Annotated in this window: 15 protein-coding genes; 13 read left to right on the forward strand and 2 right to left on the reverse strand. The window is 62.2% G+C overall.

Annotation, left to right across the window (positions count from 1 at the left end):
• The first annotated feature begins 2 nt into the window (after positions 1 to 2).
• The 8 genes from C8D92_RS02405 (at position 3) to C8D92_RS02440 (ending at position 7936) form a co-directional block, all read left to right on the forward strand.
• Positions 3 to 2189 carry a chemotaxis protein CheA gene (locus C8D92_RS02405; RefSeq protein ID WP_095609590.1) on the forward strand — a complete coding sequence of 729 codons (2187 nt, stop codon included), beginning with the start codon at positions 3 to 5 and terminating at the stop codon, positions 2187 to 2189.
• 61 nt (positions 2190 to 2250) lie between these two features.
• Positions 2251 to 3414, forward strand: a complete 1164-nt coding sequence (locus C8D92_RS02410) for a protein-glutamate methylesterase/protein-glutamine glutaminase (RefSeq protein WP_095609589.1) — start codon at positions 2251 to 2253, stop codon at positions 3412 to 3414.
• On the forward strand, positions 3414 to 4151 hold the full coding sequence (locus C8D92_RS02415) for a flagellar motor protein (protein WP_095609588.1): 738 nt from the start codon (positions 3414 to 3416) through the stop codon (positions 4149 to 4151). Before C8D92_RS02410 ends, C8D92_RS02415 begins: the two co-directional genes overlap by 1 nt.
• 12 nt (positions 4152 to 4163) lie before the next feature.
• On the forward strand, positions 4164 to 4949 hold the full coding sequence (motD, locus tag C8D92_RS02420) for a flagellar motor protein MotD (RefSeq protein ID WP_095609587.1): 786 nt from the start codon (positions 4164 to 4166) through the stop codon (positions 4947 to 4949).
• 278 nt (positions 4950 to 5227) lie between these two features.
• Positions 5228 to 6001 (forward strand): ParA family protein, encoded by a 774-nt coding sequence (locus tag C8D92_RS02425; protein ID WP_116918312.1) that lies wholly within the window; start codon positions 5228 to 5230, stop codon positions 5999 to 6001.
• A gap of 44 nt (positions 6002 to 6045) precedes the next feature.
• Positions 6046 to 6909, forward strand: a complete 864-nt coding sequence (locus tag C8D92_RS02430; RefSeq protein ID WP_116918313.1) for a chemotaxis protein CheW — start codon at positions 6046 to 6048, stop codon at positions 6907 to 6909.
• 103 nt (positions 6910 to 7012) lie between these two features.
• On the forward strand, positions 7013 to 7501 hold the full coding sequence (locus C8D92_RS02435; protein WP_095610514.1) for a chemotaxis protein CheW: 489 nt from the start codon (positions 7013 to 7015) through the stop codon (positions 7499 to 7501).
• 45 nt (positions 7502 to 7546) lie between these two features.
• Positions 7547 to 7936 carry a DUF2802 domain-containing protein gene (locus C8D92_RS02440; protein WP_095610515.1) on the forward strand — a complete coding sequence of 130 codons (390 nt, stop codon included), beginning with the start codon at positions 7547 to 7549 and terminating at the stop codon, positions 7934 to 7936.
• Here C8D92_RS02440 and C8D92_RS02445 read toward each other — a convergent pair.
• Both C8D92_RS02445 and fliK read right to left on the reverse strand, forming a co-directional pair.
• Positions 7933 to 8232 carry an EscU/YscU/HrcU family type III secretion system export apparatus switch protein gene (locus C8D92_RS02445; protein ID WP_116918314.1) on the reverse strand — a complete coding sequence of 100 codons (300 nt, stop codon included), beginning with the start codon at positions 8230 to 8232 and terminating at the stop codon, positions 7933 to 7935. The genes C8D92_RS02440 and C8D92_RS02445 overlap by 4 nt on opposite strands.
• Positions 8229 to 9575: a flagellar hook-length control protein FliK gene (fliK, locus tag C8D92_RS02450; RefSeq protein ID WP_165819217.1), complete on the reverse strand. Its 1347-nt coding sequence runs from the start codon at positions 9573 to 9575 to the stop codon at positions 8229 to 8231. The genes C8D92_RS02445 and fliK overlap by 4 nt, the downstream gene beginning before the upstream one ends.
• A 123-nt stretch (positions 9576 to 9698) precedes the next feature.
• Between fliK and ccmA the strand changes: the two genes are divergently transcribed.
• Genes ccmA through ccmE form a run of 5 tightly spaced genes read left to right on the forward strand, consistent with a single transcriptional unit; the run spans position 9699 to position 12485 of the window.
• Positions 9699 to 10337 carry a cytochrome c biogenesis heme-transporting ATPase CcmA gene (gene ccmA, locus C8D92_RS02455; RefSeq protein WP_116918316.1) on the forward strand — a complete coding sequence of 213 codons (639 nt, stop codon included), beginning with the start codon at positions 9699 to 9701 and terminating at the stop codon, positions 10335 to 10337.
• Between the two features lie 5 nt (positions 10338 to 10342).
• Entirely contained in the window at positions 10343 to 11062 is a 720-nt protein-coding gene (gene ccmB / locus C8D92_RS02460) for a heme exporter protein CcmB (protein ID WP_409456168.1), read from the forward strand.
• Between the two features lie 16 nt (positions 11063 to 11078).
• A complete protein-coding gene (locus tag C8D92_RS02465; RefSeq protein ID WP_095610520.1) occupies positions 11079 to 11822 on the forward strand; it encodes a heme ABC transporter permease in 744 nt (247 codons plus the stop codon).
• A 7-nt stretch (positions 11823 to 11829) separates the two neighbouring features.
• Entirely contained in the window at positions 11830 to 12042 is a 213-nt protein-coding gene (gene ccmD, locus C8D92_RS02470) for a heme exporter protein CcmD (protein WP_095610521.1), read from the forward strand.
• Positions 12042 to 12485: a cytochrome c maturation protein CcmE gene (ccmE, locus tag C8D92_RS02475; RefSeq protein ID WP_095610522.1), complete on the forward strand. Its 444-nt coding sequence runs from the start codon at positions 12042 to 12044 to the stop codon at positions 12483 to 12485. Before ccmD ends, ccmE begins: the two co-directional genes overlap by 1 nt.
• The last annotated feature ends 26 nt before the right edge of the window (positions 12486 to 12511 follow it).

The raw sequence follows: 12511 nt of genomic DNA on the forward strand, positions 1-12511 counted from the left end.
CCATGGCATTAGACGCTGACGAAGAAATCCTGCAGGACTTCCTGGTCGAGGCGGGTGAAATACTCGAAACCCTCTCCGAAGAGCTTGTCGAGCTGGAGAATCGTCCCGATGACGATGATCTGCTCAACGCCATCTTCCGGGGATTCCATACCGTCAAGGGTGGTGCTGGGTTTCTTCAGCTTGAACCGTTGGTGACCTGCTGTCATTCGGCTGAGAACGTGTTCGATACCCTGCGCAATCACAAGCGGGGGGTCGACTCGGACCTGATGGACGTGGTGCTTGAAGCGCTGGACAACGTCAACAGCATGTTTGAGGAAGTCCGCAACCGGGAAGAGCCTACCCCGGCAGAACCACGCCTGATCGAGGCACTGGACAAACTGGCGGAGCCGGAGGGCGAGGTGGCGTCCGGTGAGCCGGACGACACGCCGAAGGCCTCGGGCGGGGAAGAAGAGTCAACGGCCAGCGGTGCCGAGCCGACCGAGGGGGATATTACGGATGACGAGTTCGAGCAGCTTCTGGATGCCGTTGGAGACGACCAGCCGAAGGAGAATGGGGCTGGCGCTGGCGCGGAAAGCGCTCCCGGCAAGTCCGGAGCGGAGGCCGGCGGCGACGATGAAATCAGTGAGGATGAATTCGAGGCCCTGCTGGACGACCTCCACGGCAAGGGCCAGTTTCAGGGGAAGCCGGAGGACGACCCTGGCGCACCGGATCACAAAAGCGATCAACCGAAAGACGACTCCGGTTCCGGCGACGATCTGATTACCGACGACGAATTTGAGTCGCTGCTGGACGATCTGCACGGCAAGGGCAAGGGGCCTTCGGTTGAAGGCGACGAACCGAGTAATAAGCCCGCCCCGAAAGACAAGGCCCCCCCGAAAGAGGAACCGGCCGCGGCGTCCAAACCGTCGCCCAAACCAGAAAAAACCCCGGAGGAGGCACCGAAGCCCGCCGCCGGCGGTGGCCAGGGGGGTAAGGACGGTGGTGGTGCCAAGGGCAATGGTGGCGGACAGAAAGATCCCGCGCCGCCCACCGAAACCACGGTCCGCGTCGATACCCGGCGCCTGGACGACATCATGAATATGGTCGGTGAGTTGGTCCTTGTTCGTAATCGTTTGCAGCGCCTGGGGGGTGAAATCGAGAACGGCGAGATGCACAAAGCCGTGTCGAACCTCGATGTGGTCACCTCTGATCTTCAGTCCGCTGTTATGCAGACCCGCATGCAGCCGATCAAGAAGGTGTTCGGGCGCTTTCCCCGCGTCGTCCGAGACCTGGCGAGAAACCTCAAGAAAGAGATCAACCTCGTCATGCACGGCGAGGACACGGATCTCGACAAGAACCTCGTCGAGGCATTGTCGGACCCGCTGGTCCACCTGGTGCGTAATTCGGTCGACCACGGCGTGGAACCACCGGATGAGCGCGAGAAAGCCGGCAAGCCGCGCACGGGGCGCGTAACGCTCTCCGCCGAGCAGGAAGGGGACCATATTGTCCTGATGATCGAGGACGACGGCGGCGGCATGGACCCGGAAAAGTTGCGTCAGCGTGCCGTCGAGAAAGGGGTCTACGATCAGGATGCGGCGGATCGGCTGACGGAATCCGAGTGCTACAACCTGATCTTTGCGCCAGGCTTCTCGACCAAGGAGCAGATTTCGGATGTGTCTGGCCGCGGCGTCGGTATGGATGTGGTCAAGACCAAGATTGGTCAGCTCAATGGCACCATTAACGTGGAGTCCGAACTGGGCAAGGGCTCCCGGATCGTCATCAAGGTGCCGCTCACGCTGGCCATTATGCCAACGCTCATGATCATGCTGGATCAGCAGTCGTTCGCATTGCCGCTGGTGAACGTTGTGGAGATTTTCCACCTGGACCTGACCAAGAAGAATATTGTTGACGGTCGCGAGTGCATCGTTGTCCGGGACAAGGTGTTTCCACTGTTCCACATCAAGCAGTGGCTGGTTCCGGGGGCCCAGACCGATACCGAACCGGAATCGGCCCATGTGGTCATCGTCGCCATGGGGACCAAGCGGGTCGGATTTGTTGTGGACCAGTTGATTGGTCAGGAAGAGGTGGTCATCAAACCACTGGGCCGGATGCTGCATGGCACGCCCGGCATGGCCGGGGCCACCATCACCGGTGATGGTCGAATCGCCCTGATCCTCGATGTACCCAGCTTGTTGCAATATTACGGATGAGGGAAGCGGCTGGCGATGGTTCGCCATGGCGCACCGCAACCATTCAGATAGGGGAGCATGAATGACGGTTTCCGTCCTGGTCGTCGACGACTCGGGTTTTTTCCGCAAGCGACTGACCGAAATCCTGAACGCCTCTGGAAAAATAAAGGTCGTCGGCGCGGCCAACAACGGACGGGAAGCGATCGAACTGGTTGAGCGATTCAATCCGGACGTGGTGACGATGGACTATGAGATGCCGGTCATGGATGGCATCTCCGCGGTGCGTGAAATCATGCGCCGATCGCCCCGGCCGGTGCTGATGTTTTCCTCGCTCACCTATGAAGGAGCGCGCGTGACGCTGGATGCGCTGGAAGCAGGCGCTGTCGATTTCCTCCCCAAGAATTTCGAGGAAATTGCGCGTAGCAGCAGTGAATTGCAGCGAATTCTCAAAGAGCGCATCCTTGATGTGGCGGGCAGTCGCCCCGGCACCCAACCGCCACCGTCGTCCCCGTCGCCGGCTTCCAAGCCGGTCGGGAAGACCGACAGCGAACCGGCGCCTGCGCGTCGCCAGCCTCAGCGACCAGCCGCTCGCCAGCCTGCGAAGCCCGCGGCGCGGCCCGCGCCAAGTCGGCCCCAAGCGCCTCGCCAGCCGGTGGGTCGTAAGACACCCGCCCGTCAGTACAGTGTGGTGGGAATTGGCACTTCCACCGGTGGTCCGATCGCGCTTCAGCGAGTCCTCAGTGCCCTGCCCGCGCGTTTCCCGGCACCGTTGGTGCTGGTCCAGCACATGCCGGCGAGTTTCACGCCCGCCTTCGCCGAGCGCCTCAATAAGCTGTGCAAGATCGAGGTCCGACAGGCGGAGGATGGCGATGAGCTGAAACCCGGGCTGGCATTGCTGGCCCCTGGCGGCAAGCAGATGTTGGTGGAGAACCGGGGGCAGTATGGTCGGGTCAAGATTCTGCCTGGAGACGGACGCGTCAACTACCGCCCTTGCGTGGACGTCACGTTCGGATCGTTGGCAAAAAGCTTTCCTGGCAAGACTCTGGGGCTGATTCTGACCGGCATGGGGGCGGATGGAAAGGATGGTTGCCGGTTGATGAAGCAGTCAGGCAGTGTCGTATGGTCCCAGGACGAGGCCTCGTCCGTGATCTACGGTATGCCGATGGCCGTGGCAAATGCGGACCTGACGGACGAAGTGCTCTCGCTGGATGACATCGGGCCACGGCTGATCGAAGGAGTCCGTTGATGGACCTTCTCAGTCTGCTGGGCATCATACTGGCCTTTGCGGCCATTCTGGGCGGCAATGTTCTGGAGGGCGGTGCTCTTGGTTCGCTGTTCAATGCCCCGGCCGGATTGATCGTGATTGGCGGTACGCTGGCCGCGACGTTACTCCAGACGTCATGGCCGGTGATTGTCCGGGCCTGTCGACTGTCGCGCTGGGTGTTTGTCCCGCCTTTCATCGGGCTCGATGATGGCATTGACAAGGTCATTGGGTGGAGTGTTAAGGCCCGCAAGCAGGGCCTGCTGGGACTGGAGCATCTGGCTGAGCGTGAACCGGAGCGATTCGCCCGCAAAGGACTTCAGCTGCTGGTGGACGGCGCCGAGACCGAGACGATCCGCAGCATCATGGAAGTGGAGTTGGAATCGCGGGAGCAGCGAGATCTGGAGGCGGCAAGCGTGTATGAGGCCATGGGCGGCTACTCACCGACGATCGGCATCATCGGTGCCGTGATGGGCCTGATCCAGGTGATGACCAACCTGGAGGACCCCAGTACTCTGGGCGCCGGTATTGCGACCGCGTTTGTGGCCACCATCTACGGCGTGGCGCTTGCCAACCTGCTGTTTTTCCCCGTAGCGAGCAAGCTCCGGTCCATCGTGGCCCGCCGAACGCGGTATCAGGACATGATGATTGAGGGGCTGATTGCGATTGCCGAAGGCGAGAACCCCCGGTCCATCGAGATGCGCCTGAGGGGCTTCCAATAAGGGGAGGGCACCATGCGGCGACGGCGCCAACAGCCCGATAGCCCGCTCAACCGGGAGCGCTGGCTGATTTCCTATGCTGATTTTATCACCCTGCTGTTTGGCTTTTTCGTGGTGATGTATTCCGTCTCGTCTGTGAATCAGGGCAAATACAAGGTGCTTTCGGAAACATTGACCGGCGTTTTCAACGCGCCGCAGCGTTCCGTCAGGCCGGTCCCCGTTGGCGATTCTCCGGCCGTCCGGCCACCGGCCAGTGAGCAGGTCATCCAGCCACCGGTCAATCAGGCGCCCGAAGCCGCTCAGGGCGAAGGAAGTGGTTCTGATGCGAGTCAGTCGCTCAAATCCATGGCGGGGCATTTGCAGGCAGAATTTCAGAGCCTTATCCGCCAGGGCGTCGTCAGTGTGGAAACCAACGAGCAGTGGATTGAGCTGAGCCTCCGAAATAGCCTCTTGTTTGGATCCGGGACCGCAGAGCCGCACTACGATGCGTTTCCGGTCGCCGAAAAAATTGCCGGTATTGTCGATGGGTACAACAATGCTGTCCGGGTCGAGGGGTTCACCGACAACCGTCCGATCCAGACCGCTTCCTATCCCACCAACTGGGAATTGTCAGCGGCACGGGCGGCTGCCATCGTCCGGTTGTTGGCGCAGAATGGGGTAGACCCTCAGCGGATGGCGGCTGTGGGCTACGGCGCCCACCAACCGGTGGCTCGCAACGACACCCCGGAAGGCCGGAGCCGGAACCGCCGGGTGGTGATCCTGATATCCCGTGGGTCGAGCGTCCGCGCCGCTGGCCGCTAGGAGTCTGCGCGGTAGAAATCGTGCCAGGCGAGATCGTCCCACTGCGAGGCCATTTTGACGGTCATTTGAGGCGCATAGTGGTTCTATGTAACGAAAATGAGCGCTCAAAAGGGACCGCAGTGGGGCGGTCGCAGCGGTGCGACTTTCTACCGCGCAGACTCCTAGGGAAGTGCTGACTAATTCCCTGAACTTGGCATGGTTTCTGTATCTTTTGCGCACAGGTCTGAAATCCTGGCAAGAATCTGCCGGTAATTGGTTGCCGAGGGAGACGAAACAGCGTGCGAATCTGGTCCGTTGCCAATCAGAAAGGGGGCGTGGGGAAAACCACAACCGTCGTGGCCCTGGGTGGCCTTCTGGCCGCTCGCGGCAAGCGGGTGCTTGTGGTGGATCTGGACCCGCATGGTTCTCTGACGAGCTGGTTCGGTTACGATCCGGATCGGCTTTCTCACAGTCTGTTTGATCTGTTTCAGGACAACGGCTCCGTTCCCGAAGGACTGCCGGCCCAGCTTGTGACCGATACCAGCTGTGAGGGACTCTCGCTTTTGCCGGCCAGCTCTGCACTGGCGACGCTTGAGCGTAAAATGGTGGGCGTGGAGGGGATGGGGTTGATCCTGTCCCGGGCACTGACCCAGCTCTGGGATGACTTTGATTTCGTTCTGCTGGACAACACACCCTCGCTGGGCGTGCTGATGGTCAACGCGCTGGCCGCTTCGCAAAGGCTGATTGTGCCGGTTCAGACGGAATTCCTGGCGATGAAGGGACTGGAGCGGATGCTGAACACTCTGAGGATGATCATGCGGTCACGTTCAAACCCGCTGCCGTTCACGATCGTACCAACGCTGTACGATCGGCGGACACAGGCGTCCGTACAGAGCCTGAATGCGCTACGAAAAGCGTATCCGGATGAACTCTGGCGGTTTGCGGTACCGATTGATACCCGTTTCCGGGATGCGTCGCAGGCCGGCCAGGTGCCATCCACTTATTCGCCGGAGTCCCAGGGAACGCGGGCGTATGGCCGGTTGCTTGACGACCTGCTGGCGATGACCGTTTGACGGTCCGCCAGCGAGCGTCAGAATCATGACGGTGTTTTGTGCCCATGACACAGCGTGACTCCAAAACCATCTATGCCGATCCGACGTTGGCTCTGACGGACTACCTGGACGACCTGCTGCATACCGCAACCGAGCGGCAGGCCGACCCGGCGCCCGACGTGGCACCATCGCCTCCTGATCCTGATCCTGAGCCTGATCCTGAGCCTGATCAGCGTGCGGCGCTCCGTGAGGCGCGCCGCGAGAGATTGCGACAGTTTGCCGAGAGCGAGCGTCGTCGACGGCTGGCGGAAAGCGGTGCCAGCGAGTCCGAGCCCGCGGTCGCCCCTCTGACCCGGTCAGAGCCACCCGCAGTTGTCTCCGAGCCTGTTGTTTCAACGCCTGTCGAAAGCGCCAGTGAACCGCAGCCTGCTACCGACCGCGGGCCGGAGGACTGGACGGACCGTCCCGATTGGGCTGCTGACCCATTCGAATGTCTGATCTTTCGGGTTGCGGGGCTCCAGCTCGCCGTGCCGCTGGTTCTGCTGGGGGCGGTGCATCGCATGGATAGCGAACTGCGCAAGCCGCCGGGACGACCGGACTGGTTCATGGGGCTGCTGCCGTCGGGCGGAATGAACCTGCGCGTTGCCGACACGGCGGAATGGGTCATGAGCGGTCGGGTTCCCAAGGGAGCCCGTGACGGGTATCAGTTTGTCATCCGGCTGGATGACAGTGAGTGGGGGCTGGCGTGTGACGAGGTGGCGCAGTCCTTCCGTCTCGACCCGGATGACGTAAAATGGCGCTCCGGTCGCAGTCGTCGTCCCTGGCTTGCGGGGACCGTGGTGCGTCACATGTGCGCGCTGCTGGACGTCCGCACCATGGCCCGATTGCTGGCGCAGGCTGAGCGGGACCACCGACTCGAAATCGGCTGATCCGCTGGCACGCAATGTGCTCTGTTCTATAGTAGGGGGCACGGTCGTTGATTTTTTGACAGAGGACGGTGTCCTGACAGGCGCCGCCGGAGGAGAGAGCAATATGGCATCCCCAAGCGCACACCAGGCCCAGAGCGATGACGATCAGGTGCTGCAGTACGTCACGTTCAGGCTGGAAGATGAGACCTACGGCATTGATGTCATGCAGATCCAGGAGGTTCTGCGTTACAACGAGATCGCGCCGGTGCCGGGCGCGCCCGATTATGTGCTGGGTATCATCAACCTGCGCGGCAATGTCGTGACAGTGATCGATACCCGTCGCCGTTTTGGGCTGCCGGACGCGGAGATCACCGATGCGACGCGCATTGTGGTGATGGAGTCGTCCCAGCAGGTGATGGGCATTCTGGTCGACTCGGTGGCCGAGGTGGTCTACCTGAAGGCCAGCGAGATTGAAACCGCTCCCAACGTAGGGAACGAGGAAAGTGCCAAGTTCATCCAGGGCGTGTGTAACAAGAACGGCGAACTGATCATACTCGTGGATTTTGACAAGATGCTGGCTGATCACGAGTGGGCCGAGATCGCGTCACTGTGACCGCGTGATCGAGCCCTCAAGGGCGGCTGGCCGGAGGACTGACTGATGACAGACTGGATGATGCTTGCCCCCTGGGCGCTGACGATGACAACGCTTGCCTTGCTGTGCGGACATGCCATTGTCACTCGGCGCCGCCTCAACGCCATGGAAGCCCGTTTTCGGGATCGTCTGGAGACACTCGGGCGAGAGCTGCATGCCACCAGCAGTGGCAGTCTTGGCGTGGGCAACCGGGTGGTTCGATGCGAGCGTGAGCTGCACGAGTTGCACACCACCGTTGAGGAAATGCGCCAGAATGATCCCCTGCGGGTTTCCTACGATGAGGCCTCGCGGCTTGTCGATCTGGGCGCGGACGTCGACGACCTCATGAACACCTGCGGCATTTCCCGGCCCGAGGCCGAACTTGTCGCCGCATTGAAGCGTCGCCAGGCCGCTTAATCGTCCGGGTTTCCCCGGCCGGCATCGTGCGGGGTTTTGCCCTGCAGGTAGAAGGCGAACGACAGAATCTCGGCGATCACCCGGTACAGCATTTCCGGGATCTCCTCATCCAGATCCAGTCGCGCCAGAATCCCTGCCAGTTCGGGGTTCTCGTACAATGGAACCCCGTTTTCCTCAGCAATCCGGATGATCTCCCGGGCGATATCGTCGGTCCCGGTTGCGGCCACCGTCGGTGCCCGCTCGCCGTCATACGTCAGTGCAACGGCCGCGTCCTGATAGTGGGGGTCATCGGTCATGCGCGTGTATCCACCAATCGTTGCTCGAGCTGGGTCCGGACGCCGGCAGGCTGCCCCCGGCGACATTCCAGTTCCGTCACTTCCAATCCAAGATCGGCCAGGCGCCGGGTGAGATCCGGAAGCGTCTCCCGGGCATCGTGCAGGGTCTTCGTCCGGTCCGCCCAGATCCGACCGGACAGTTGCTGTTGCTGAAGCGCCAGCTCAAACGTCACTGTGCCCGCCTCGGCCAGGTCCACCGAGAGGGTCAGCCGCCATTGCGCCACCTGTCGGTGCTCGCCGTCTGACGCGCCCTCGTCTTCCTTGCCGTGTTTCTCAAGCCGCATCTGTGCGAACCGGGTCTGCTCGGACGCATCGACCCATGGCAGCTCCATAAGCAGCGTGGGCGTACCCGGCGTGCCAGGTGCATCGGCCGCCGCCGGGGCGGCTCCCAGGGTCTGACTGTGAAGCTGATTGACGTTGATCCGGTTGAGCATGCCCGACAGCATCCGGAGCATCTGCGCGGTCGACGCGTTGTCACGTCCGGGTTGGGCGGTATTGGTGTCGGTTCCGGTCGTCAGCGGCGGCGGGAACTGAAGCGGCGCTTTCATGAGGTCCGGGCTGGTCAGGGGGGTATACCGGTTAAATGCCTGGGTCGGTTCGCCGCGGGACTGCAATAGAGACGTAATGACACGGCTGAGGGCCAGTTTCAGGTCCGGCGCGCCTGCAGGGTCTTTTGCGCCCCGCGCGAGATGGCTTTCAGTGAACAGGCCGCTATCGCGGATCCAGCTCCGCACCCGGTCGATTGCGTCGGTCGTCGAACGCTGGTTGGAATCCAGTTGAGTGCTTCGCGGCAGTTGCTGGAACAATTGCTCAATACTCTGCCGGGCGCCGTCACTGAGCCCCTGGGGCATAGTGGCCGGTTGAGCGGTCGTTTGAAGCGCCTGACGCAGAGCGCTCATCCCGGTATCCAGTCGATGCTGCCAGGGGAGGTGTTGGGCGAGCTGTCGGGCAATGCGCGCCTCGCGCGTCTGGGTCGGGGCGAGCTGTTCGGTCAGGCGCAGCTCGTTGCCAGCACGGGCCACGCGCACCCATTGGCCCGGCTGCAGGCTCGTGTCGCTGTTCACCGGCAGGGTCTGGCCACGCAGAGCCAGCAGCGTCTGGGCCGGGCGAGCACCGGACTGCTCCAGAACCTGAACGACCCGGGCGATGGTGGATTGGCCCTGACTCAGTCGCAGCTGGTCCAGCAGGCGTGCCGCCGTTGCGCTGGTCTCGCCCGCTGTCGACGCGCCTGGGGAGGCTCCCCGCGCCGGCGTCGTTGACGGGGTGTTGGCCGTTGGCACATGACCTGTATTCACTGATTTCATCGCTGATCCGCTGCTCCCGGGAGTCATTGCGGAAAAGATCCGGTATAATTCGCCCGCCGAATTCATTGTCAGACAGGCTGCGTGCCGGTGGCGACTCAATGCCGCGCCATCTCAGGGGTTATCATGTCACATCCGCTGTTACAGGTCAGTGGGCTTGCCTGCGAACGGGGCGACCGCTTGCTGTTTGCCGACCTGTCCCTGTCCGTGGCGCCGGGCACGCTGCTGCGGGTGGAAGGGCCCAATGGGGCCGGGAAAACCACCCTGTTGCGCATCCTGTCCGGGCTGCACGATTTCTATGACGGCGATGTCCGATGGTGTGGTGAGCCCGTTCGGCGTGTTCGCGATCATTTTCTGCGCAACCTGCTTTACCTTGGGCACCGTCCCGGGATCAAACCACGGCTGACGCCGATGGAGAACCTTCGGAGCCTTGTCAGCGGCGCCAATGTGGGAGACGAGCGACTGGAATGGGCGCTGGATGAAGTCGGGTTGCTGCCGTTTGCCCATACCCTCTGCGATCGGCTGTCGGCCGGGCAGCAGCGGCGCGTTGCACTGGCGCGGCTGTACCTGTCCGATCATGCCCTGTGGATTCTCGATGAGGCCTTTACGGCCATCGATCGTGACGGGGTGGCGGCTCTGGAATCGTTACTGGCGGCGCGCGCCCGTGCGGGCGGGGCGATTATTCTCACGACTCACCATCCACTGGCCCTGGCCGATGTGACAACGCTGACCCTGACGGGCGCCGAACAGGAGCTGGCATCATGACCGCGATGGCTCCCAGGCCCCGTTTCATCGCCGCCGACACGCCGCTGCCACTGGGGCGCGCGATGGTCGCGATCTTCGCGCGAGACGTGCGGGCGGGTCTGCGACAGCGTCAGGACCTGCTCAACCCGGTGGTGTTTTTCGTCATGGTCGTGGCGCTGTTCCCACTGGGCGTGAGTCCGGAGTCCGGCTTTCTGAGACAGGCCGGTCCCGGCATCCTCTGGGTAGCCGCCTTGTTGTCCACGCTGCTGTCGCTGGATCACCTGTTCCGGCATGACCACGATCAGGGCGTACTTGACCAGATGCTGCTGCAACCCCAGCCACTGTATCTACTCGTATTGGCAAAGGTGTCGGCGCACTGGATGCTGACGGGGCTACCGCTGGTGCTGATAAGCCCCCTTCTGGGCCTGATGCTGCAACTGGAGGGGAACTCTCTCTGGGCACTCTGTCTAACGCTGCTGCTGGGTACGCCCGTTCTCAGTTTCATCGGTGCGATTGGCGCGGCGTTGACGCTGGGGTTGCGTTCAGCGGGGGTTCTCTTGTCCCTGCTTGTGATTCCACTGTACATTCCGGTCCTGATTTTCGGGACCGGTACCGTCATGAGCCTCTCTGAGGGGCTGCCGGTCAGTGGTCATTTCGCGCTTCTGGGGGCCATGCTGGTGCTGGCGGTATTGCTGGCTCCCCTGGCCGTGGCAGGGGCGCTGAGAATCAGCGTCTCGAACGGGTAATCGGGAGCCTTTGAGGATGTGGCGTGTGTTTCACAAGCTGGGATCGCCGAAGTGGTTTTTCGGCATCGCCAGTCGTCTGATGCCCTGGTTGCTGGCTGCGGGTCTGTGCCTGCTTCTGGCGGGCCTGGTCTGGGGGCTGTTGTTCGCGCCTGCGGATTTCCGGCAGGGGGACTCCTACCGGATCATTTTCATTCATGTCCCGACGGCCATGCTGGCTCAGTCGGTGTACATCATGATGGCGGTGGCTGGCGTGGTGACGCTCGTCTGGCGTATGAAGCTGGCCGATGTCTTCGTCCGGTCGGTGGCGCCCGTTGGCCTGGCGCTGACGTTCCTGGCGCTGTTCACTGGCGCGGTCTGGGGCAAGCCAACATGGGGCACTTGGTGGGTCTGGGATGCCCGGCTGACCTCGATGCTCGTGCTGTTGTTCCTGTACGCCGGCGCGGTCGCACTGGCCAAGGCCATCGAGGATGAGAAACTGGCGGCCCGCGCGGTGGCCATCCTGGTCGTGGTGGGGGTCATCAATATCCCCATCATCAAGTATTCGGTGGAGTGGTGGAACACGCTTCACCAGCCGGCCACGTTCAAGCTGACGGAAAAGCCGACGATGCCGGCGGAGATGTGGATGCCCCTGCTGCTGTCCGTGCTGGGCCTCTATCTGTTGTTTGGATGGCTGGCCTGCCTGCGGATGCAGACGGCCATCCTTCTGCGCGAGCGTCGGACCCGCTGGGTCCGCGAGTGGATCGAACCGGTAACGAGGTAGCCGACGTATGGCCTTTGAATCCATAAACGCATTGCTGGCGATGGGAGGGCATGGGCCCTACGTCTGGACGAGTTACGGAGCGTTCCTGCTTGTCCTGTCCGCGCTGGTGATCTGGTCCGTGTGGCAGCGTCGGTTGGTGATTGAGCAGGCGCGCTGGCATCAGCGGGTTGCCCGTGTTCAGCAGCAGAAGGCCGCAGGCCGACAGGAGTTTTCGAACTGATGCACCCTCAGCGTAAGCGTCGCCTGACGATCATTCTGGTCCTGGTTGCCGGCCTCGGTGTCGCCGTTGCCCTGGTGACTTATGCGTTCCGCCAGAACATCAATCTGTTTTATGACCCCAGCCAGATTGCAGCGGGCGAAGCCCCTGTGGATGTGCGCATCCGTGCCGGCGGCATGGTGGAAGAGGGCAGTGTTGAACGGGACCCGGACAGCCTGGACGTGGCGTTTCGCGTGACCGATTTCGATCAGTCCGTCACGGTCCGCTACACCGGCATTTTGCCGGACCTGTTTGCCGAGGGGCAGGGCGTGGTGGCCATGGGCCGTGTCAACGAAGACGGCGTTCTGGTGGCGGACCAGGTGCTGGCCAAGCACGATGAAGAGTACATGCCACCGGAGGTGGCCGATTCCCTCAAGCAATCGAAGTCCGGTGACGCGTCCATGTAGGCGCTCCGGAGCGTCGTCTGGAGTAT

This window comes from Tamilnaduibacter salinus, from assembly GCF_003096655.1.
Lineage (GTDB): Bacteria > Pseudomonadota > Gammaproteobacteria > Pseudomonadales > Oleiphilaceae > Tamilnaduibacter > Tamilnaduibacter salinus.

Coding starts and splice junctions, on each gene's coding strand:
- C8D92_RS02405 (WP_095609590.1), top strand. CDS start 3: ATGGCATTAGACGCTGACGAAGAAATCCTGCAGGACTTCCTGGTCGAG.
- C8D92_RS02410 (WP_095609589.1), top strand. CDS start 2,251: ATGACGGTTTCCGTCCTGGTCGTCGACGACTCGGGTTTTTTCCGCAAG.
- C8D92_RS02415 (WP_095609588.1), top strand. CDS start 3,414: ATGGACCTTCTCAGTCTGCTGGGCATCATACTGGCCTTTGCGGCCATT.
- motD (WP_095609587.1), top strand. CDS start 4,164: ATGCGGCGACGGCGCCAACAGCCCGATAGCCCGCTCAACCGGGAGCGC.
- C8D92_RS02430 (WP_116918313.1), top strand. CDS start 6,046: ATGACACAGCGTGACTCCAAAACCATCTATGCCGATCCGACGTTGGCT.
- C8D92_RS02435 (WP_095610514.1), top strand. CDS start 7,013: ATGGCATCCCCAAGCGCACACCAGGCCCAGAGCGATGACGATCAGGTG.
- C8D92_RS02440 (WP_095610515.1), top strand. CDS start 7,547: ATGACAGACTGGATGATGCTTGCCCCCTGGGCGCTGACGATGACAACG.
- C8D92_RS02445 (WP_116918314.1), bottom strand. CDS start 8,232: ATGACCGATGACCCCCACTATCAGGACGCGGCCGTTGCACTGACGTAT.
- fliK (WP_165819217.1), bottom strand. CDS start 9,575: ATGAAATCAGTGAATACAGGTCATGTGCCAACGGCCAACACCCCGTCA.
- ccmA (WP_116918316.1), top strand. CDS start 9,699: ATGTCACATCCGCTGTTACAGGTCAGTGGGCTTGCCTGCGAACGGGGC.
- ccmB (WP_409456168.1), top strand. CDS start 10,343: ATGGCTCCCAGGCCCCGTTTCATCGCCGCCGACACGCCGCTGCCACTG.
- C8D92_RS02465 (WP_095610520.1), top strand. CDS start 11,079: ATGTGGCGTGTGTTTCACAAGCTGGGATCGCCGAAGTGGTTTTTCGGC.
- ccmD (WP_095610521.1), top strand. CDS start 11,830: ATGGCCTTTGAATCCATAAACGCATTGCTGGCGATGGGAGGGCATGGG.
- ccmE (WP_095610522.1), top strand. CDS start 12,042: ATGCACCCTCAGCGTAAGCGTCGCCTGACGATCATTCTGGTCCTGGTT.